Source organism: Thermogemmatispora sp. (genome assembly GCF_019683755.1).
In the GTDB taxonomy this organism is placed as follows: Bacteria; Chloroflexota; Ktedonobacteria; order Ktedonobacterales; family Ktedonobacteraceae; genus Thermogemmatispora.
Genome location: NZ_JADGHT010000004.1, coordinates 21,811 through 42,198, shown reverse-complemented (window position 1 = coordinate 42,198; position 20,388 = coordinate 21,811). Strand labels below are relative to the sequence as shown.

Sequence of the window (20,388 nt, the reverse complement as noted above, 5' to 3'; positions counted from 1 at the left end):
CCTGCCGCCTCCTGGAGATCGCTGGGACGCAGGCGACGGCTCTCAGCCTCCCAGCGCTCCCAGGGTAGCCCCTGCGCCGGTACCCAGCATTTGCATGCGGGGTCAAACCGCGCAGGCATCTCGATGGCAAGGCCCTCTAGCAGCGGCATCACGCGCTGGAGATAGCGGCTGCGCAGCTCCGCCGGCGGGGCATCAATAAAGCCTTCCTGATAGAGCTGAAGCATCACCGGATCATCATCGGGACCAAACCAGCAGAGCGTTTCCTCCCAGAGAGCGCGCAGCGAGGTAATGAGAGCCTGACGTACGGCACCGCCCGCTTTGGCCAGGCGCCGTATCCAGCCTTCGGCGTGGGCGCGATGAATCTGCTCCTCTTGTACGATTTTGCGCGCACGCTGGCGCAGTGGCTCGTAGAGCGACTGCTGGGCGGCCTCGAAAAAGGTCGTCAAAGCCCCATCCAGCAAGAAGTTTGTGGCAACAAAATCGGACCAACTGGCGAATTCGCGATCGAGAAAGGCCACATGATAGCGCAACGTCCGTGTCTCGGGAGCCACCTGACGCGGGTCCGTTGCGGCCTGAGCAAAGTCCTCCAGTAGCGGGTAAAGTGTACGCGCGTGGCCGATTTCATCCTGCGTCATCGCCGCGGCAGCCACTGCCGCCTCCAGGGCGGGTGCGCCGTTGGCCCAATAGGCATAACGCCGCCCCATTGCCTGCTTATTGTCCGCCAGCGACGCCAGCACCGCGAAAAGCGCCGCATTATCGATGCGGGCAGCAGCAGTACCAGTCATAACAGTAAGCTCCCTCTTTCTTTCAGCAGTCGAGAAGGTAGCCGCAGCCGCTTCTGGCCTGGCAGCGCGATGCGCGCGACCATCCCGTCTGTTCAACCCAGACCTGCCCTGCCAGATCAGGATGCCCGCCTCGCTTGAGAGGCCGCACCTGGACCGAACAGCTCATCCGCATCTTCAGAGCGGGAGGGCAGGTCAGGGGGCAATCACGGTCACGATACAATCACGCGGCACCAGTACCATTTCGATCCAGGGAAACTCATCATAGATACTGCGCGCATAGACCCGAGCTAACTCCACATCGTCGGCGACGACATTGCCGATCTCGTGTAGCGGCTCATCGTACTTGCGCCGCGCATAGACGTGCCACACGCGCCGCTCATTGAGGGCCTCACGCCGAGGTTGGTCGCTGCCAAGGCTGGCTACGCTTTCCGCCGCGCCCGATTTGGGCGCATCGCTGTTCATCCTCTTCATGCTGAGATCCCCCAGGTACGCATCACTTCGATGCCTTCCTCGCTGAGGCGCTCTTTGCTCCAAACAGGGTCCCAGACTACCTCGATGCGCACCTCACGTACTCCCGGTTCACGCAAGAGGCGCGCCCGGATATCGTCTATAATGAACTCCATCGCAGGGCAGCCCAGGGCCGTGAAAGTGAGCTTGACCTCTACGCTGCCATCGCGCTGCTTTAGATCGACGATCAGCCCCATGTCAACGACACTGATCGGGATCTCTGGATCGGTCACCTCGCGCAGGGCATCCCAGAGCGCCGGACAACTGGGATCGTCAGCAGGATGCGTACGCAGCGATGGATAGACCGCCGTCATCGCTCTTACTCCTGCTCCAGCAGACGGAGCATCTCGCGCTTACCACGCTGAATCAGGCCAACAAACTCCTCATTAGCTGGACCGCGCGCTTTCCAGCGCTTGAGCACGTCGTCCCAACTGCAGGGACCTTCCTCTAGCAACCAGCGCTTGGCTTTGGCATCGAAGTGCGCCGGGAAGGGGCAGTCAAGGACGTACTTTTGCTGCTCCGGGTCGTAGTGCGCCGGTACCTTTAGTTGTAACTCTTCGCACAAGGGTACCGCCGTTGACATCCAGATCTGGCGCAGTTCGTCGTTGGTGTGCCCTTTAAAACCGTACTCCAGTTGCTCGCTATGCTTCTTCAGATCATCGGGCAAGCCAAACCATTCAACGGTCAGCAGGAACATCCAGTCAACGGCGCGCTGGAGCTGCTCATGGCCCTCCGGCGTGGCGTTGAGGCGCCTCATCCACTGCTCACCATGACGCAGATGAAAGGTCTCTTCTTTGTCTACTTTCACTAGCGCCCGCTTCCACGGCCCGAAGGTCGTGCTATGGTAGATGTCGCTGAGCAGCACATAGCCGGCCCGGTCATAGAAGGCATTGGCCACAATCAGCTCTACCCAGCTATCAAGCGGCACATCAAAAGCATAGGGGTACTTGAACTGGCGCGGGTCACGCTCAAAGATCAGTTGCTCGGTGTCAACGCCCAGATCACGCAGGAGACGATAGGCAATATGGGCGTGCCCTAGCTCGTCCTGGATGATGGCGACGGCTGAGCCAAAAGCGTTCAGAGTAGGGGCATGCACCGCGGCATGATAGTAGGCCGGCGCGCTAATTAGCTCGGTGTCGGCGGAGACTGTCAGGATGCGCTTGATCCCTTCCAGATAGAGTGGACTCATGTGCTCCACCGATTCGATGAGCTGCTGCCGCCGAATGCGATTCAAAAGAGCTTCTTCGCTCTGCAAGGCTGGCGCGACCATAGCTGTTGCTCCTTGCTCTTGGAACGAAACCATTCCCGGCCCCCCCGTGACGCCTCGCCTTCATCCTCACCAGCCTACGCAGGCCCCTTCCTCGGTTCGGCCCACCCTCGCCGCCAGCCCCAGCACACAGCTCACAGCCCAGACAACCAACCAGGCCGGTCAGACGAAGGCCGCCGCCGACTGTCCCTTAAGGGAAGCCAGGCTTTGCTTCCAGCCATATATCCATATGGACATATCAAATTGTACGCTGAGGGCACGGCGAAGTCAAGATGGCGCGAACACCCTCAGCCTCCGGAGCAGGGCGTACTGAGACAGATCAAGGGAAGGGGAGCAGGTTGCCTACCAGCTCTTCGCGGCTGAGTGGGCCGATAGCGGCCACTGTCAATGGCTCCAGCGGAGAGAATTCGCGCAACACGCGCATAATCTGCTCAGCAGTGACAGCGTCAATCGCTTCCTTGACCTCATGGGGTGTACGCAGGCGGCGCTCATACCACCACGAGCGAGCATTAGCACTCATACGAGCGCCCGATCCCTCACTACGCATAATATGCTCACTCTTGAGCTGCACGCGGGCACGCTCTAGCTCATCCTCAGTCAGGCCCTCTTCGCGCAGGCGCTGCAACTCATTGAGGATCACGGCCAGGCACTCATGTCCTTGCTCAGGTGTAGTGCCAGCGTAGATGCGCAAGGCCCCAATGGCCTTATTGCTGCTCAGTCCTGCGGACACACTGTAAACCAGGCCACGCTTTTCGCGTACTTCGACAAAGAGCCGCGAGGCCATATTACCACCAAGAGCCTCGCTGATGATCTGGGCCGCATAATAGTCGGGATGAGTATAGTTCGGAAAAGGAACCATCAGGCCCAGGTGTTCTTGCTTCCCTTCCTGATGTTCCAGGACAATAGTGTTAGAGGGGTGTGGATGCTGTTGCGGCGAGGGACTGGCCAGCCCCTGCCAGTCGCCGAAGAGTTCCTCCACCTTGGTGACAACATGATCCCAGTCAAAGTTACCTGCGATCGAGAGCAAGGCATTATTGGGGCGATAGCGTTCTCGCCAGAAGTTGACCAGGTCCTCTTGCTGGAGCGCGCGCACACTCTCCGCAGTACCATAAATCTGCCGTCCCAGGGCACTGCCGGCGTAGAAATGCGCACGGGCCAGATCAAAGATGCGACTCATCGGCTCGTCGTCGCGTCGCCGAATCTCCTGCAGGATAATATTGCGCATCTGCTCCAATTCATCACGCGGAAAGGTCGGCGTCAGCAGCACCTCATGGAAGAGATCCAGGGTGGCATCGAGCTTAGTATTCACAATCTGGGCCCAGACCTGCGTTGTCTCCAGGGTCGTGCTTGTTCCTTTGCGCGCCCCCAGCGATTCAAAGGCCTCGTTCAGCGTGCGGGCATCTTTCTCCTTGGTTCCTTGAAATAACATATATTCGAACAGATGAGCTAAGCCACTCTTCTCTTCAGGCTCGTGAATGACTGCCGCATCGAGCTGAAAGCCAAAGGTTACCGATCGCAGGCTGGGCATATATTGCCCGATGATTTCCAGGCCATTAGGCAGGCGATGATAGAAGAAGTCCGGTGGCAACTGCCGATCCTGTTGACTGTCCATAGAGAAGTAACTTTCCTTTCCGATTTCCCAGGCTAGCTTAGCTTAGGGGAGCCAGTGAGTGATTCATCTGCGCTGATTCCTTATACTACAGCCAGTATATCATAACAGTTCTGGGCTATTGCTCAGCGCGTCTGGTGACAGCGTCGATCGCCCCCCGCCCTACTCTGCCCGCTGGTGCTTCTCTGCAAAGCCAGCGACCAGCAGAGCTGGTGAGGGCCTGGGGTCAGCGCAGGAGGGCAGGACAGGCGCGACCCTGGTCTGATTTTCAGACCTCAGCGCTCGTTGCTGCTCCACTGATGCTGTGCTCTGCTGAGTCAAGAGCTGCCCCCTGTTCTGACCCATGCCATTGCCACGCTGCACACTTTGCCTTAGGCCGATCATGGTCGATGAGGCCGTGCTGAATGGACCTCAGGCAGGGGTCTGGTTGCTCCATGTTCATAGAGCACGAGCAGGTACCAGCCGAGGGTTGCCAGCAGGGGGAGCAGGCTCAGTCTGGTGGCCGCTGGCTCGATGGTAAGCATGCCACTCATGCGCAGATGGGGAAAACAAATGAGTTGGTTGAAATGCAGGAGGGGACGCTCAGCAAGGTCCTGCCATTCCCAACAGGGGCCAAGGCTAGTTCCCTGCTCAGAGTGCTCTTTACTGACCCGGCTCCAACGATAGAGAGGCCCGCGCAGACCGATGAGCACACCATCCCGACTCCAGAGCTGGGGCTCAAACACAGCCAGCTCCTCGCCGTCTTCACTGTTCTGGCGAACCGCCACCTGGGGCAGCCAGAGACCACGACGTTCAAAGTAGAAACGTCCTTCGGCTACTTCGGCCAGCGCTGTGGTGTCTGCGAGCCGCAGGAAGCTGACGAGCGCCAGTGTCTCTTCTCCCGCCAGGAGTCGATGGCGGCGGAGCGTTCCCTCGCGCCAATGCAAGGGGTGATCAGCACAATCACGAATCGCACGCATAAGCCACTCCTTTCTTGCCTTCATGAGCTTGGACGCCTCGCGCGGACTATTCAGGTAGGTCTGGGGTCAGCAGGGCAGAGCGGTGCAGCCGGAGCAGGTAGCGCTCTCACTTGCGCGCCTGATCCACGTGCTATAATCTTGGCCAGAGCCATCCTGCTGCGATGGCATCTCCCTTTAGTGAGCGACAAGGAGGCCAGCGTGGATTTCTCCCTGACAGAGGAGCAAAAGCTGATTCAGCAGACTGTGCGCCAGTTCGTTGAGCGTGAACTCATTCCCCTGGAGCATGAGGTCCTGCGCAATGAAGGACGCTACCCCACGGGTATTGAGCCGGAGCGCTACCGGGCGTTGCAGCTCAAGGCGAAGGAGCTGGGCTTTTGGGGGATCAATACGCCGGAGGAGTACGGCGGCGCCAATCTGGGGTCAGTGATGACCGCTCTTATTCAGATGGAGCTGGGACGCACTATCGTACCTTTCAGCTTCGGAGGTAGCGTCGATAATATTCTACTGCACTACAGCACCGAGAAGCAGAAGCAAGAATATGTCATTCCAGTGATCGAGGGGAAACGCATCTCGTGCTTTGCCCTAACCGAGCCGGGCGCCGGTTCCGATCCCTCCGCAATCCGCACGACTGCCGTCAAAGACGGCGATCACTGGGTGATCAACGGCCAGAAGGTCTTTATCACCCACGGCAATGAGGCCGATTTTGCAATGGTCTTCGCCGTCACCGACCGCGAGAAGCCCCCGCAGAAAGGTGGTGTCACCTGCTTCCTGGTCGACCGCGCTATGGGCTGGACCTCGCGTCCGATCCCTACAATGGGCGGCTGGTCACCAGCCGAACTGTTTTTTGATAATGTGCGCGTTCCCGAGGATCATGTGCTGGGAGAGGTTGGTCAGGGCTTCTCCTTGGGCATGCAGTGGATTGGTCAGGGTCGCTGGCTGATCGCCGCTCGGGCAGTCGGCACTGCTGAACGCTTGCTGCAGATGGCCATCGATTATGCGCGCCAGCGTGTTACCTTTGGCAAGCCGATCGCCGATCGCCAAGCCATTCAGTGGATGCTGGCCGATTCGGCAGTAGAGATCCAGGCTACCAAGTGGCTGACATTGCATGCCGCCTGGAAGGCCGATCAGGGACTGGACAACCGCTATGAGGCCAGTATCGCCAAGCTCTATGGTTCGAATATGGTTAATCGGGTGGTTGATCGCGCCCTGCAGATCCACGGTGGCATGGGCTACACGAAGGAGTTACCGATTGAGCGTTGGTATCGCGATGTGCGCGTGACGCGCATTTACGAGGGTACAGATGAGATCCAGCACTATATTATCGCTCGTGCTCTGTTGAAAGGCTATGTCCGCCTCGGCACCTGGGATTAGCTGTCGTCGACGGCCCCTTCAGGAAAGTCGCTGATCTGTCCCAGGCCGGAGCCGGGTCCATCTCAGGCACGGCCCGGACAGCAGGAAGAGAGATCAGTTTGCTGTGCTGAGCCAGCAGGCACAGGCCGATCTCTCTTTCTTCATGTCTCTCTGGCCAGCATGGCAAATCTCTCATTCTCCGAAATAGTCGCTATCTATCTTTTTCAAGATATAGCGTGTTTCTTCAGTCACTCCTACGCCGTGGTCGATCATTAACTGCGCCATCTGCTCACCGTCGATTAGGACAATGCTCAGGTTATCAACGCTGCGGGCATAGCCCTGGGCATCGTTAGAGAAGGTACCGGTTGTCATAAAGATCCCCTTGCGGGCTTTTTTGCCCATCAAGGCCCCAGCAAAAGCCTGTACCTCTGGTCTACCCACTGTTCCCTGCCAGCGCTTGGCCTGGATATAAATACGATCCAGCCCAAGGCGATCTTCATAGATGACGCCATCAACTCCGCCATCCCCGGTACCGCCCAGAGCCTGGGCCGCCTCCCTGCGTGAGCCACCGTAGCCCATTGCCAGTAACAAATCCAAAACCAGCCGTTCGAAGAAAACCGGCGTTCCCCTCTTGACGCGTTCAAGCAGCTCTTGAGCTAGTTCGCGCTTAAGCGTCTGATAGGTCGTCTCTAATAGTTCCTGGGGGGTCTGACCAGAATGATCAAGGGCCTCTTGCGCTGCTAAGGAAGGTAGTCCATTATGAGCTGAACCGTTTAAAAACTGCATAAACTCAGGAAAGCGCTTTAGATAGGCTATATCCAAAACGGGAGGTTTTTTCCAACAGAACCTTTCTGCCGCGCTCCGTAATGCGGAAACGCGCGCGGCCTGCACTGACAAGCAACTGTGCTTTCTGCAGATAGGTCCGGGCCCACGAAAGGCGGTTCCAAAACTTAGTCTGTTTGCCGCTGGGCAGCGGCTCATTCCGCTCAGCCTCACTGAGGCCAAAGCGTCGAGCTACAACCTCAGCCGCCTCGGTCAGCGTATGCTCCTGACCATCGCCGGCCAGCTCCAGCAAGGGCCAGAGAAATTCTTGAAAATTTGGGACAGACATAAGCATCCGTGGTAGAGCAGGATTGTCAGGGTGCCATCATTATACCACAGCTTGCGCATCGATCATCCTCTCCCAAAAAGCGCAGGATCTCCGCAGGTGGAGATCCTTGCCACTTGACAGACGGAGGCCGTGAAGCTAGATAGAAGGGGTCCGAATTGTCAAGACTTCACCTGCTGCAGTTGGCGCAGCAGATCGGCCAGATCTTCATAAACATGCTCGGGCTTGATCGGCGAGACCTCGATATCGGCGCGGTTGTTTCGGCCTGAGAGGACCAGGATGGTATGCGTTCCGGCGGCCTGACCGGCCAGAATATCCACATCCAGGCCATCGCCGATCATGACCGTCTCCTCTGGCTTGCTGCCCAGGCGCTCCATTGCCTCCAACAAGAGCATTGGCTCCGGCTTGCCTACGACCTCCGGTGTGACGCCGGTACCGGCCTCAATAGCCGCCGCCAGGGTCCCGCAACCGGGGAGAAAGCCGCCGCCCGCGATCGGCAGCAAGGGGTCACGATTGATCGTAATAAAGAGGGCCCCAGCCAACACGATGCGCACCGCACAGGTCAGCTTACTATAATCAAAAAAGCGATCCAGGCCGACAAGCACTACATCAGCCTCTTCTGCGTCCACCTCCACCACCGTCAGGCCATACTCCTGGGCCAGTTCGACGAGTGGCTGCTCGCCCACAATATAGACACGCGCCCCAGGCAGCCGGCGGGCGATGTTTTGCATCGCCGCCTGGCCAGCGCTCATCAAGTGCTCGGGGGTCGCCGGGATACCCAGGCGCTCCAGCTTCGCCAGAATCTGCGAGCCGGTGGCGAACGAGTTATTCGTTAAAAAGATGTATTTCTTACCGGTGGCCTCCAGCCACTGCACAAACTCGCGCGCGCCTGGCAACAGCTCGTTTCCACGGTAAACCACACCGTCCAAATCGATCAGGTAGGTCGTATAAGGCAGCATATACCTTTTTCCCACAACGTTGGCAAAGCACAAATTAGAATTACAGTCAGAAACAGCACTCACTGGAGAAGGCACCTAGCGCGGCAGCAGCTCACGGATAGCGACTACCTCGCGGCGCAAGGCGGGGTCAAGTTGAATGGCCCGCTCGATCTTCTCGCAAGCGTGCAATACCGTACTATGGTCACGGCCACCAAAGAGTTGACCGATCTCCAACAGCGAGAGCTGGGTTTCCTGGCGAATCAGATACATAGCAATTTGGCGTGGGATCACAACCTGTTTATCGCGCTGCTTACCACACATGGCCTCCAGCGGAATATGGAAGTAATCGGCCACGGCCTGAGCGATCTGCCGGCCACTCAACTGAACTTCGCGCGGTCCATTGCCCAGGGACGACATGGCGGCCCGCGCCACATCAAGCGTCAACTCTGTGCGATGTAGCTGCTGATAGGCCATCAGGCGATTGAGGCAACCCTCTAGCTCGCGAATATTGGTCTGGACACGGCTGGCGATATAGGCGATGACCTCATCCGGCACCGGATAATGCAGCATATCGGCTTTTACGCGCAGAATCGCCATGCGTGTCTCGAGATCGGGCGGCTGAATATCAGCGATGAGTCCCCATTCGAAGCGCGAGCGCAGTCGCTCCTCCAGGCTGACAATGGCCTTGGGAGGGCGATCGCTGCAGATGACGATCTGCTTGCTCATCTCATAGAGACTGTTAAAGGTATGAAAAAACTCCTCCTCGGTCGACTCCTTACCGGCGATAAACTGGATGTCATCGACCAGCAGGATATCGACGGAGCGATACTTGGCGCGGAACTCCTCGGTAGTGCGATAGCGGATTGCATTGATGATCTCGTTCGTGAACTGCTCGGACGAGACGTAGAGTACAGTCAGGCCAGCCTGGGCGCCTTTATGGCCAATGGCGTGCAGCAGATGCGTTTTTCCCAGGCCGACCCCTCCATACAAGAAGAGCGGGTTGTAGGCCTCGCCGGGTGCCTCAGCCACGGCATAAGAGGCAGCATGAGCCAGACGATTACTATTGCCCACGATGAAGGCATCGAAGGTATAACGGGGGTTCAAGCGATTTGGCAGTGCCCCCGCGCTCTCCTGCTCCCAGGAAGGCGCTCCGCCAGCCAGTGACTCCAGCAACCGGGAATCACGCGGCTCATGTGTAGGTAACTTGCTGGGGAGATCATCACTGTAGTAGGGAGAAGGAGGAGTAATATAGTCATCTCTGCTGTAGCGAGTGACAAAGGTCTCTGTCGTTGACTGGCGATCCTCCATAGCGGCCATCTCCAACTCCTCATCGGCGCGAGCTTCCTGGGGGGTATCATCCGCCGTCACCACCCTGAGCGTAACCGGCTGCTGAACCAACTCGGTCAAGGCCTGCTCGATCGCAGGCTGCCACTGCTCTTGAATCAGGGCGCAGGCGAAAGCATCGGGGACCAGGAGCCAGAAAGAGAGCGCCCGTGTCTCCGTTGCAGCGGCAAGCGGTTCACCTACGGGCGTAGGAGCGACGGGCATCAGCCGGGCAGTGCGCAGCCAGACTCTGGCCACAATGTCGACAGGGAACTGCTCTAGACGACGGAGCGTCTTGTGCCAGAGCATGGCGGGATTCACGCGGCTCACTCTCCCGCCTGATCCTCGGCGAGTGCAACACACTCGATCTCGACTAGGGCCTGACGCGGGAGCTCGGCCACTGCTACTGTCGAGCGAGCCGGGGCCGGCTCACCAAAATAGGTAGCGTAGACCGCATTCATCGCCTGAAAATCACTCATGCGTCTCAGAAAAACGGTCGTCTTGACCACGCGCGAGAGAGAGCTACCGGCGGCCTGCAGTACGGCTTGCAGATTCTGCAGGACGCGATGAGTCTGGGCTGCCACATCGTCGCCAACCAGCTCGCCGCTGGCTGGGTCAAGTGCAATCTGCCCAGAGGTATAGATAAACTGGCCACAGCGGATCGCCTGGCTATACGGTCCGATCGCCGCAGGTGCGCTCGCAGTAGTAATCTTTGTTCGCTCCATATGGCAATTCCAACAGCGGGCGCTCTCTCAAGCGCCCCTCCTTCTCTTCCAGGTTCTCTTCTAAGAGTATGATACTGATGGGGCCAATCCTCTTAGAGGTACTGGCCCCGTTGGGGTGGGAACAGAGGGCCAGCGCCGCCAGTCGGAGTGGCCAAGCCCTGCCAGGGAGAGACCACAGCAGGATGACCCTGCTGCACCAGTTCTCGTAAGCAGGACCGCAACGCCTGCTGTAGCTCCAGGGCCGAATGAAAGCGCTCCTCCGGTTCCTTCTCCAACGCCCGCATTACCACGCGCTCAACACTCACCGGTAGCGAGGGATTGAACTGGCGCAGGAGCGGGGGATTGGTAGAGGCATGCTGCATCGCAATTGAGACCGCAGTCGGCCCTACAAATGGCGGGCGCCCAGCTAGCATTTCAAAGAGGACCACGCCCAGCGAGTACAAGTCGGAGGAAGCCGTTAGCGTTTCGCCACGCGCCTGCTCTGGCGAGAGATAATCCGCCGTGCCGAGCACAATGCCGCTATTGGTCAGCCCAGCATCCTCAGCCACGCGCACGATCCCGAAATCCGTCAGCTTGACCCAGAGACCGCTGCTCAGATCGTGGGAGTGCGGCGTGATTCCATTCCAGGTCAGCATAATATTCTGGGGTTTAATATCGCGATGAATAAAGCCGCGCGCGTGGGCCACCTGTAGCACCGAGCAGACCTGGCAGGCGATTTCAAAGGCCTCACGCACCTGCAGGCGACGGCGCTGGGTAATCAACTGCTTGAGCGTCGGCCCCTGGATATACTCCATCACCAGGAAATACTGCCCCCCCTCCTCTACAAAATCGTAGATGGTGACCGCATTGGGATGGGCCAGCGCCGCCGCAGCGCGTGCCTCCCGGCGGAAGCGCTCCACGGCGCGCAAGTCATTCTTATCGAGCGAGCGAAGTACCTTGATGGCAACGATGCGCTCCACCCGATGGTCCCATGTCTTGAAGACGCTGGCCATACCACCGGTGGCTATGTGCTCGCGAATCTCGTAACGTCCCGCGATGAGCGTGCCTTCCAGTTGACTCAATGCTCTACCTCAGATCCCCCGGCAAGGTGATATCAAAAAGGATCGTTATTTGTTCCCAGTATAGTGCGCAGGGTAAGTATATCATCAAAGCACTCATGCCGTCCAGGATGGGTGAGAATCACCATCGACGCCACCACTGGTGAGCTGGATCGGACTACCAGCGGGAGTGTAGGTCTTGGTTTTTTGATTATAGTTGAGCTTGAGAAGCCAGAGATTAAACTCCTCGTTGGAGTAGAAAAAGTAGGCAATGGCCTTTCCATCTGGCGACCATACAGGCTGGCTGACAAACTGTCCTTTGACGAGCAGCTTTGACTGCTGGTAAGGCAAGAGGGCCTGCTTCTCAACTGTCGGATCGTTTGGGTTGGTTGTGATCCCCTCCGGTGTAGGCATGACATAAAGACCCATCTGCCCGTCCTTCTCACGCCGGATGTAGGCGATGGTGTTGCCATCGGGCGAAAAGGCTGGTTGCAGACACTGGACATCGGGCGGCGTGATGGCGATCCCCGGATCAAAGCCCGGCAGTCCGGGATAGTAGGTGCCGTGAGGCTTGCGCGAGATCTCGTTTGGATCTTCCATGAAGAGCTGTATCACCTGCTGCGTGCGCGTATTATCGTAGGCATAGTGGGTATAAATAATCTGGTCGGGATGACCCGGGCGGAAACTGGGATCACTGTTGCCGCCATCGCCTACATAGGCGTAAGCTACGTCTTTAACTGCATTGTAGTTGTTCGGCTCATCGATCGACATCTCGTAGATCTGTAGGTCGAGCACCGGCGCATCATAGTGCGTGTACTGATACCAGTCCTCCTTTTGAAAGTCGCTCAGAAAGAGCAGGTGTTTGCTATCTGGTGCCCAGCGCGGCTGCGCATTCCATTTGAAATCATCTTTGGGAACATCCAGGCCAGGCACAAAGTAGTAGTGACCATTGCCATCAAGGAGCATATGCCACGGTCCGCCGTTGACCGACATGTACTCGATATTGGAGTAGTTCTTGAAACGCACTGTGAAGGCAATCCATTTCCCATCGGGCGAGACTGCAGGGTCGCTCACCGTCTGGCCTTTGGTTAATTGGTGCAAGCTATTGGTCGCTCCGTCCAGCACCCACAGGTTATGATCGATGGTCAGGTAAATCTTTCCCTTGAAGATGTTGGGATTCTGGTTGACTCCTACCTGACGGTTCCCGACTGTGGTCTGCTTGAAGCTACTGCCGCTGCCCCCAAACCAGAGACAGCCTTGTAGCAGAACCACCAGGCATGAGAGCAAGATACCCAGGCGCCACGAGTTGCTGTGCTTCTTCATAGCTCTTCTTCTCTTCTCTGGATCGCTCGCTCAGCTCGTATGCTTGCTAGGTAGGTAGGGCGGGAGGAAGTGGGACTATACCCGTGGTGCCCGTGACGGGCAGGTAGAGGGAAGTTCCATATGCTGCTCATCTCAGCCTCGCCTCCCAGCGTGCAAACCGCCTACAAGCCGAGCGCTTGCCCGACTGCAGTGCAGATCGGCCAGTCGTCATGCCCTCCACTGGCCAGGAGATTTGTGGGCTGAGCGTCTACTGCGGGCAGCTAGCTAGCCCGCGTCGACATTGCCTCTCTCCCTTCCTCTCTTACGGACACCGTTCTCTCTTAATCATAAAATCGCCGCAGCTCTCCGTCTCGTCTCACCATTCTGCCGCCAGGCTAGGCTAGTGGTGCATGTCAATATAGCAGGCGTCCTAGCTGCCTAAGGCAAGAAAGACCACGGCTGGCCCGCTCTTTCAGCTATCTACCTGTCGCCCAACTAGACTTGTGCTGCATCGAACGATTCAAAGACAACAGCCAACATCAAATCGAGTAGACTGCGCATACCCAAGAGATTATCACTGCTTCCATTCTGCAGACTCATCAGGCCGAGATTAGCCATCTGGCCAGCCGTTGAGAGAGGATTAGCGCCCTGAGCGTTTTGAGCGACATTCAGGGAGGACTGAACTGCCGAGTAAGCCTGGCCTGTCTGACCCGCCGCCTGAGCCACTACCGATGACGATATCTTGTCAGCTGTTCCGATATTGCACTGAGCCTTGTCTCCCAGCGCAAACATCTTGGCTATTACGGGCAGCAGCGCCTCACAGTTGGGAATCTCCACATCGACTGACTGGCCATTGCGAGTCACAGTAGCGGCGTGAGAATAGGGTGGGCCAAGCGTCACTCGCTGTACGTTCGCCGTATTAATCGTGCGAGCGAAATTCATCAGCTCCAGCACCTGAGGCAGGGTGAGATCCGTCTTGACGTAACCGTTGAGATCCTGAGCGATTTCCTGCAGCTTACTGAAAATCTCAGGATTATCCAGTTTGCTTTTTAGCTGAGTGAGCACCTGCTGCTGACGGGCCGAGCGGCCAAAGTCACCGACCAAGTCGGCATGGCGCGAGCGAACGTATTCCAGCGCCTGGAGGCCGGTCAAATGCTGCGGCCCCGGAGCAATATAGAGGCGCTTGTAGGCATGGATATCACCGGTTGTATTGCCGACATCATCAGGATAGGTATCGTCCGTAATCGGGTGCATGATATCGACATCAACGCCGCCAACCGTATCGATCACTTTGACGAAGCCATCGAGGCCAACCCAGGCATAGTAATCAATTGGGATACCGAAATCGGCATGGATGGTAGCACGCGAAAGCGCTACGCCCCCATAGCCATAAGCCTCATCCAGCTTGCCCATTCCAACCCCAGGGATGGGCAGCCAGAAGTCACGAGGGATCGAGAGCATGCCCACACTATGGGTGGCCGGATCAATGGTCACGACAATATCCGTCTGGGCGATATAGTGGCCAGCGAATTTCTCGTCGGTATCGCTGCCGAGCAGGAGAATGTTGAAGCGTCCTCCGCTCAAGATAGAGCCACCGCTGTTGTTTCGGGTGGAGTCGGAGCCGCTATCTCCTCGCAGACGCGGCACTTGCTGGCCAACGATATTATTGACGGTACCAGCGAAAGCATAGTAGTAGTAAGCCACGGCGGCGCCCGTAAGCAGGAAGAGAACCAGACAGATAGCGGCCACAATCCGCGCCCAAAGCGGGAAGCGACGCCGGCGTTTCTGCCCTTGCCTGGTAGGGCGCGGAAGCGATGGCCTGGCCGGTGACGGCGAATAAAGAGGCGCCTGCTGAGGCGGGCTACTCCAGCCACCAGGAGAAGAAGGCCAATCAATGCCTGGCGTGGGTCCGATGGCAGGCGTGCTACTGCTCAAGCCCGGCAGGGAGGCCGCGTGAGTGGTCAGCGGCGTCATAGGAGGAGCTGTAGCTGGCCCTTCCATAGCTAGTGGCCCAGTTCCAGGAGTCAGACCTATACCCTGCGCCGGGCCTGTATAACCCGCTATCGGCGCCGGCGCCGCAAGACTACCACTAGCTGGAGTTGAGCCTAGCTCTCCCGTCGCAGGTCCAGCTGATGGTAGCGGGGCCGGACCAGGCCAAGGCCCAAAGCCCGGGGCACTGAGCGGGCCACCGGAGGCATTGGTCGACAACAGCGGCTGAGCTGGCCCCTGCTTCAGCAAATCCGGTAAATGATTTAAAGATACATTAGCATCTGTCTGATGCGAAGAAACCTGATTGAAAGAAAAGGGCGGTAGGCCCTGCGGTTGAGAAAGTGGCAGAGGCAGATCGCCGGTTCCATGCGGCGACTGGTCAGCAGGCGTTGCCAGAGGCGAGGGCGCCGCAGGTCCAGGAATACCAGGTAGAGAGAGCATTGGTGGCCCTCCCTTCGGATTCTTTTGCCAGAGACCTGAACCTGTCGACCGTGTTGCAGCCGGTCCTGCCTGCCGATCTTGCGCCGTGGCTTCTCCCCCCATTTGCTCGCCACCCGGCGACCACAGACCCGACTGAGGCTCCTGCTCAACAGGCTCATTGAGAATCTGAGCCGGATTCTTGATAAACTGGCGTTTCGCAGTCATTCAACTCACTTCCTGACAACTTCCTAGCAGCGAGCCTTATGCGCACGCGCCGATATTGCTGCGCGCACCGCGCTTATGATGTTCTAAAGTCACTTTTACTCCCTACAGGAGCCTTGTATTTACCCGGCCCTGCCACCACCACCTCATGTGATCCTCTCAATTCAATGGCCTGGCAGTGAGCAGCAATGATCTTGCTCGCTGGCTTGCTGAGGAAATAGCAAGCCAGAAGCCCTTACTCTTCGCCAGAAGAGACCTGCCCATCTTTTGTACTGACAAGTACAACGTTTCGGCAAGGCGCTTTCCATGACAATCACAAAATATGGCTATCCTGAAGGATAGCAATAGCAAGGTGACAAAGGAAAGGCATGCGTGCAACCGTATGTATGGTAGAGTTCTCGCAGCGAACGAGCAAGCTGATCAGCGGCAGCGACCGCTCACGCCTGACTTACCCGACTGCTTGTTGATTGGACCCCACCGCAGCAGAATTGACCCATCCGGGAAAGGAGCTGCTCCCGGCTGCTAGTTGGCTAGCCAGAGAGCGAGGTAGAGAGTTCAACTGCGCCTGCCTGTGGGCAGGCCCGTGCCGGCCAGGTTCGTCAGTCAGATGCTGAAAAAGTCAGCCTCTTGCGCCACAAGGCTAGTTCCCTTGCATACAGGTCACTAACCAGTTTGGTACCCTATCCTTCCAGCCGTGTCGGTGGCGACACGGACGCTTGTGGCGCCAGCGCACGAACGGTTTCTGGCCTTTAATCGGAAAGCTTTCCTGATTTCTTAGTCACTTACTATAACGCATGGTGTTCCAGCAAGTTAGCAAACAGGACCTTTTGGGCCAGCCCGGGGGTTCTCGGGGTTGCCAGCGGTCAAGTGGCCTGCGCGTAGGGTGTTGCACTGACCACTTCTGTGGATAAAGAGACAGCCAACGCTCTTAGCCTACTCGTCTTGATCCAGCTCAGCTAGCTAAAGAGCTGATGAATGAGCTGTTCTTGTTGGAGCAGAGCGGCCTGACGCAAGCTAGCGAAGGACTCGGATCCCAGGCGCTGCTCCAGAGTGTTCAGAAACAGCTCGATCGTGCTCACTGTGGGGTCCTGCAGCGTCTGGCGCCATTGCAGGGCAAAGAAGAGCAAGGCCAATCCCTCGGCCTGTCTTCCCTGCTCATAGAGAAGCATGCCCATATTGGTGACAATCATGCCAATGTCATAGCGTTCTTGTGTGCGCAGAGCCAGCTTGAGCGACTGCTGATAATAGCTCAGAGCCTGCTGATACTGTTTCTGCGTCTGGCAGAGCAGCCCCAGGTTATGGAGTGCTACGCATTCAATCTCAGGATCAGGTTCAGCGAGCTGGCGATTGAGCAAGAGCGCCTGCTCAAAATAGGCCTGGGCCTGCTGGAGCGCCCCCATGCTACGATACAGCTCGCCCATATTGACCAGCGTCACCGCAGCGTCATGTTGATCGCCTAGCGCCTGCTGAATGCTCAGTGCCCGTTCATAACAAGCCTGGCTCTGTTCATATTCTCCCAGGCGGGCATAGAGCAGTCCCAGATGGCTATTGACTAAGCCTTCATCATGACGTGTCAGCAGGCCACTGGGTGGCAGCATCCCAGTATAGAGACTCATCAATGTATTCCACGTTCCCCAACGCATGAGGCTCTCATGCAAGCTCTCGCTGAAGAGCAGATCGCAAGCTTCCTGCCAGCGCCAGCCTAGGCAGAGATGACGAATGGCATGGAGCAGCGGTACGACGTCCTGTAGGCCTGTACGCTGCTCGGGGGGTGGACACAGCTCCTGAGCCAGACGGCGATAGTAGGCGGCAACCTGTAAGTGGCTGTTCGCCAGGGCGATCTCGCGTGCCTCTGGCTCATCTGGTCTTAGCCCATCTAGGGCTTCCAGCAAGGGGCTGCGCAGACCTAACATGCTCTCCAGGGCCTCACTATGGCGGAGATCATTCCCTTCCAGGTAAGCCGCAAGCACATACTGGCGCAGTAAACTATGCAGATCGTAGCAAGTGATTCCTGCTTCATTGAGTGAGCGCTGGACGAGAGAAAGCTGCACGAGCTGCATCAGCTCCTGCTCGAAACGCAGGGCATGCGCTGAAGCATACTGGCCCGTGACTGTCATCACGATGCCCGCCAGTGGTACCGGCTCCGAGAAGAGTGCCAGCGCTCGCAGAAGCAGGGTCTGAAGCGGAGACAGATGGCGATAGAGGGCCCCAATGGTCTGCAGAGTCACATCGCCGCTCCAGAGCGGCTGATATTCGGCGGCATGCAAGAGGTAGGGGAGAGAGACGCCTGAGAGTTGTACAAGGGCACAGACGAGCAACAAGGCAAAAACATGGCCTCCGCAACGCTGCCAGACCAGCGAGAGGTCTTCGTATGAGCCTTGCAGGCCGCGCTGTACCAGCAACGAGACGCCCTCTGGAATGCTGACCCGCGAAACCAGATACGAGCGCACACGCTTTTCATCATCGTTGAGGGGGCCATAGGGCGACAGATAGCTTGTGAGCAGCAGACGACTGGTACCTAAATCCATTTGGAGCATTTCAAAGAAAGCCGCTAATGCCCCACGCCCAACCAATCCCTGCGCTGTCTCCGGATCCAGCAGCTGCTCGAACTGATCAAGCACAATGAAGGCGCTCTCCTGCGGACGACGCAAAGCCCGCACCAGAGCCGCGATTTGTTGCTCGGGCTTGAGGAGAAAGAAGGTAGAGGTGTCAACGTTGATGCTGCGCAGGATAGCGGCGATCACATCCGGTAGATTGGCAAAAGAACTGATGCTGAGCCAGACAAAGTAGCGCGGTCGTAGCGGCGGCTCCTTCGCCACCTGGGCCATCATCTGGATGCTCTTGTAGACGAGCGCAGCCAGCGTTGACTTGCCGACTCCCGGCTCGCCAGTGAGAAAGACAGCGCTGGTATTGGGATTGCTTAGCATGCGCCTTACCGTATTCACCTCATCGGCGCGCTGCAGAATACTTTCAGGATCTGTCGCGGGCGGTGTAGTCGAGTAGATCCCGAAGGTGAACTGCTGCTGGCGCTGAGGTGTCGGTTGCAGAGCGGCGGAGAGTGGCGGCGTCCCACTGCCAGCTTGCCCGCCCCCAGAGACCAGGTTGTTGTATTCCCACCCTTGCATACAACGCTGTACCTCGATGTTTCACTTGTGGTGAATGCAGTATACCATATTGGCACGCCTCAAGGAGCGGATAGCCTGAAAATGCTACTATAGGAATGTTATTCGCGTAGAAGGGAGAAGGCTTAGCAGACCTATGCTTCGCTTGATCTACATGGGTACCCCTCAGTTCGCCGTGCCTCCTCTGGAGGCCTTGATCCGCGGAGCCAGGCCCGGGGCGGTCTTGCCGGAGGGCTACGAGATCGTGGCTGTGATTACACGCACCGATAAGCCGGCAGGCCGCGGTCACCAAGTGGCCTTTTCACCTGTCAAGCAGGTCGCGCTCGCTCATGGCCTTCGTGTCTGGCAGCCCGGATCTTTGAAGCGTCCTGAAACGATTGAGGCTTTGGCGGCCTTCGGTGCTGATCTCTATATCGTCACGGCTTTCGGTCAGATTCTGCCGCAAGCTGTGCTTGATCAGCCACGCTATGGTACGTTGAACATCCACGCTTCATTGTTGCCAAAATACCGCGGCGTCTCGCCGATCAGTGAGGCGATTCTCCAGGGAGAGAGCGAGACCGGCGTGACCATTATGCTCCTCGATGCCGGCATTGATACTGGCCCTATTCTCCATCAGCGCCGCCTGCCGATCGCTCCCGACGATACGACGGAGACGCTGAGCGCTAAGCTCGCTGACCTAGGCGCAACCGCTTTGTTGGAAACACTGCCGCGCTGGATCGCCGGCGAGATCACACCTCAGCCCCAAGACGAGAGCCAGGCAAGCTATACGCGCATGCTGCGCAAGGAGGATGGCCAGATCGACTGGCAGCGCTCGGCTGTCTGGCTGGCACGTATGGTACGCGCTTATACCCCCTGGCCCGGTAGCTATACCTTCTGGCGCGGCAAGCTGCTCAAGATCCTGACAGCCACTGCCATGACCGGGCAAGCGCTTCCGACAGGCTTGCCCCCCGGGACGGTGAAGCGCTTCACGGTGGCTGGTGATGAGCTACTGGCAGTCGCTTGCGGAGAGGGCTGGCTGTTGGTGAGCCGCTTGCAGCTAGAAGGACGCAAGGCGGTTAGCGCGGCTGAGTTTCTGCGCGGCTACCCTCAGATCGTGGACAGCGTACTTGGAGCCACCAGCTAAACTCTCTCCGATAATAAATCACCCTGCTGTTCGGGATATCATAAAACAGATGCAGACAGAGAGACGGTGACCAGCGCTCTCTGCCTGCATCTGTTTCCTTTCTCAAGTGAAGACTGGAAGTACCCCGCCTTTCTTCTCTTTTCTTTCTTCACTCCCCCTCGCCCAACCAGCCAGCGCCAGGCTCAGGCCGCTCGTGGTCGCGTCACCAGGGCTCCAATGACACAGATCACAGCAATCGCAAAAAAGAGCACCGCATGTTTCACATGTACGGCGGTTGGCGGCGAGGCGAGCACGTGAGGAATGCCAGGGATCAGATAATAGACTCCTGCGATCAAGGCTACAATCGCTACGATGATAGCCAAGACAAATACTGTAGGATTAGAAGAATTTTTCACTGTTCCACCCTTTCCTAAAGCAAAATACCAGTATTAATGCTACTAACTTGCGTCTGTCGTGAGAGATAGGGACTTGGAGAGAGCGCTGCTCCAGCATCAGGCGAGTATAACCGGGCCAGCTCCTGATCGCTGGCCCACGACCAGAAAGGGAGGGAGCACTAGGGAACAGCTATGAGAGGATCAGCCCATGCCTTCGGAGTTGCTCCC

General features: G+C 57.7%; 18 protein-coding genes. 2 read left to right on the top strand and 16 right to left on the bottom strand.

Going from position 1 to position 20,388, the window contains the following annotated elements:
• The 6 genes from IRZ24_RS00980 to IRZ24_RS00955 form a co-directional block, all read right to left on the bottom strand.
• A partial coding sequence (locus IRZ24_RS00980; RefSeq protein ID WP_297159726.1) for a Phenylacetic acid catabolic protein occupies positions 1-785 on the bottom strand: 785 nt, incomplete at its 3' end.
• Between the two features lie 192 nt (positions 786-977).
• A complete protein-coding gene (locus IRZ24_RS00975) occupies positions 978-1,256 on the bottom strand; it encodes a hypothetical protein (protein WP_297159725.1) in 279 nt (92 codons plus the stop codon).
• Positions 1,253-1,606, bottom strand: a complete 354-nt coding sequence (locus tag IRZ24_RS00970; protein ID WP_297159724.1) for a metal-sulfur cluster assembly factor — start codon at positions 1,604-1,606, stop codon at positions 1,253-1,255. The genes IRZ24_RS00975 and IRZ24_RS00970 overlap by 4 nt, the downstream gene beginning before the upstream one ends.
• Before the next feature lie 5 nt (positions 1,607-1,611).
• On the bottom strand, positions 1,612-2,562 hold the full coding sequence (locus tag IRZ24_RS00965; protein ID WP_297159723.1) for a Phenylacetic acid catabolic protein: 951 nt from the start codon (positions 2,560-2,562) through the stop codon (positions 1,612-1,614).
• Between the two features lie 316 nt (positions 2,563-2,878).
• Positions 2,879-4,171 carry a pitrilysin family protein gene (locus IRZ24_RS00960; RefSeq protein ID WP_297159722.1) on the bottom strand — a complete coding sequence of 431 codons (1,293 nt, stop codon included), beginning with the start codon at positions 4,169-4,171 and terminating at the stop codon, positions 2,879-2,881.
• A 377-nt stretch (positions 4,172-4,548) separates the two neighbouring features.
• The gene (locus IRZ24_RS00955; RefSeq protein ID WP_297159720.1) at positions 4,549-5,127 is read right to left on the bottom strand and encodes a hypothetical protein; all 579 of its coding nucleotides are present in this window, start codon (positions 5,125-5,127) and stop codon (positions 4,549-4,551) included.
• A 198-nt stretch (positions 5,128-5,325) separates the two neighbouring features.
• Here IRZ24_RS00955 and IRZ24_RS00950 point away from each other — a divergent pair, with 198 nt between their 5' ends.
• Positions 5,326-6,498: an acyl-CoA dehydrogenase family protein gene (locus IRZ24_RS00950; protein ID WP_297159718.1), complete on the top strand. Its 1,173-nt coding sequence runs from the start codon at positions 5,326-5,328 to the stop codon at positions 6,496-6,498.
• A 171-nt stretch (positions 6,499-6,669) separates the two neighbouring features.
• Here IRZ24_RS00950 and IRZ24_RS00945 read toward each other — a convergent pair whose 3' ends face one another.
• The 9 genes from IRZ24_RS00945 to IRZ24_RS00905 form a co-directional block, all read right to left on the bottom strand.
• On the bottom strand, positions 6,670-7,263 hold the full coding sequence (locus tag IRZ24_RS00945; protein ID WP_297159716.1) for a restriction endonuclease: 594 nt from the start codon (positions 7,261-7,263) through the stop codon (positions 6,670-6,672).
• Positions 7,264-7,267: 4 nt separating this feature from the next.
• Complete coding sequence (locus tag IRZ24_RS00940; protein ID WP_297159715.1) at positions 7,268-7,588, bottom strand: winged helix-turn-helix domain-containing protein; 321 nt, start codon at positions 7,586-7,588, stop codon at positions 7,268-7,270.
• A gap of 158 nt (positions 7,589-7,746) precedes the next feature.
• On the bottom strand, positions 7,747-8,544 hold the full coding sequence (locus IRZ24_RS00935) for an HAD-IIA family hydrolase (RefSeq protein ID WP_297159713.1): 798 nt from the start codon (positions 8,542-8,544) through the stop codon (positions 7,747-7,749).
• A 75-nt stretch (positions 8,545-8,619) separates the two neighbouring features.
• A complete protein-coding gene (gene dnaA / locus IRZ24_RS00930) occupies positions 8,620-10,176 on the bottom strand; it encodes a chromosomal replication initiator protein DnaA (protein ID WP_297159711.1) in 1,557 nt (518 codons plus the stop codon).
• Complete coding sequence (locus IRZ24_RS00925; RefSeq protein ID WP_297159709.1) at positions 10,173-10,571, bottom strand: RidA family protein; 399 nt, start codon at positions 10,569-10,571, stop codon at positions 10,173-10,175. The genes dnaA and IRZ24_RS00925 overlap by 4 nt, the downstream gene beginning before the upstream one ends.
• A gap of 92 nt (positions 10,572-10,663) precedes the next feature.
• Entirely contained in the window at positions 10,664-11,632 is a 969-nt protein-coding gene (locus tag IRZ24_RS00920; protein ID WP_297159707.1) for a protein kinase, read from the bottom strand.
• A 93-nt stretch (positions 11,633-11,725) separates the two neighbouring features.
• Positions 11,726-12,931 carry a hypothetical protein gene (locus IRZ24_RS00915; RefSeq protein ID WP_297159705.1) on the bottom strand — a complete coding sequence of 402 codons (1,206 nt, stop codon included), beginning with the start codon at positions 12,929-12,931 and terminating at the stop codon, positions 11,726-11,728.
• Positions 12,932-13,405: 474 nt separating this feature from the next.
• Positions 13,406-15,544, bottom strand: a complete 2,139-nt coding sequence (locus IRZ24_RS00910; protein WP_297159703.1) for an LCP family protein — start codon at positions 15,542-15,544, stop codon at positions 13,406-13,408.
• Between the two features lie 953 nt (positions 15,545-16,497).
• Positions 16,498-18,666, bottom strand: coding sequence for a tetratricopeptide repeat protein (locus tag IRZ24_RS00905; protein WP_297159700.1), 2,169 nt, complete (start codon positions 18,664-18,666; stop codon positions 16,498-16,500).
• Positions 18,667-18,799: 133 nt separating this feature from the next.
• On the opposite strand from IRZ24_RS00905, the gene fmt reads away from it, so the two are divergent.
• Positions 18,800-19,786, top strand: a complete 987-nt coding sequence (gene fmt / locus IRZ24_RS00900) for a methionyl-tRNA formyltransferase (protein WP_297159697.1) — start codon at positions 18,800-18,802, stop codon at positions 19,784-19,786.
• 182 nt (positions 19,787-19,968) lie between these two features.
• On the opposite strand, the gene IRZ24_RS00895 is transcribed toward fmt, so the two are convergent.
• A complete protein-coding gene (locus IRZ24_RS00895) occupies positions 19,969-20,181 on the bottom strand; it encodes a hypothetical protein (RefSeq protein WP_297159695.1) in 213 nt (70 codons plus the stop codon).
• Positions 20,182-20,388: the final 207 nt, after the last annotated feature.

Excerpts from the sequence above, each read along its gene's own strand:
- IRZ24_RS00975 (WP_297159725.1), bottom strand. The coding sequence starts at position 1,256 with ATGAAGAGGATGAACAGCGATGCGCCCAAATCGGGCGCGGCGGAAAGC.
- IRZ24_RS00970 (WP_297159724.1), bottom strand. The coding sequence starts at position 1,606 with ATGACGGCGGTCTATCCATCGCTGCGTACGCATCCTGCTGACGATCCC.
- IRZ24_RS00965 (WP_297159723.1), bottom strand. The coding sequence starts at position 2,562 with ATGGTCGCGCCAGCCTTGCAGAGCGAAGAAGCTCTTTTGAATCGCATT.
- IRZ24_RS00960 (WP_297159722.1), bottom strand. The coding sequence starts at position 4,171 with ATGGACAGTCAACAGGATCGGCAGTTGCCACCGGACTTCTTCTATCAT.
- IRZ24_RS00955 (WP_297159720.1), bottom strand. The coding sequence starts at position 5,127 with ATGCGTGCGATTCGTGATTGTGCTGATCACCCCTTGCATTGGCGCGAG.
- IRZ24_RS00945 (WP_297159716.1), bottom strand. The coding sequence starts at position 7,263 with ATGCAGTTTTTAAACGGTTCAGCTCATAATGGACTACCTTCCTTAGCA.
- IRZ24_RS00940 (WP_297159715.1), bottom strand. The coding sequence starts at position 7,588 with ATGTCTGTCCCAAATTTTCAAGAATTTCTCTGGCCCTTGCTGGAGCTG.
- IRZ24_RS00935 (WP_297159713.1), bottom strand. The coding sequence starts at position 8,544 with ATGCTGCCTTATACGACCTACCTGATCGATTTGGACGGTGTGGTTTAC.
- IRZ24_RS00925 (WP_297159709.1), bottom strand. The coding sequence starts at position 10,571 with ATGGAGCGAACAAAGATTACTACTGCGAGCGCACCTGCGGCGATCGGA.
- IRZ24_RS00915 (WP_297159705.1), bottom strand. The coding sequence starts at position 12,931 with ATGAAGAAGCACAGCAACTCGTGGCGCCTGGGTATCTTGCTCTCATGC.
- IRZ24_RS00910 (WP_297159703.1), bottom strand. The coding sequence starts at position 15,544 with ATGACTGCGAAACGCCAGTTTATCAAGAATCCGGCTCAGATTCTCAAT.
- IRZ24_RS00905 (WP_297159700.1), bottom strand. The coding sequence starts at position 18,666 with ATGCAAGGGTGGGAATACAACAACCTGGTCTCTGGGGGCGGGCAAGCT.
- fmt (WP_297159697.1), top strand. The coding sequence starts at position 18,800 with ATGCTTCGCTTGATCTACATGGGTACCCCTCAGTTCGCCGTGCCTCCT.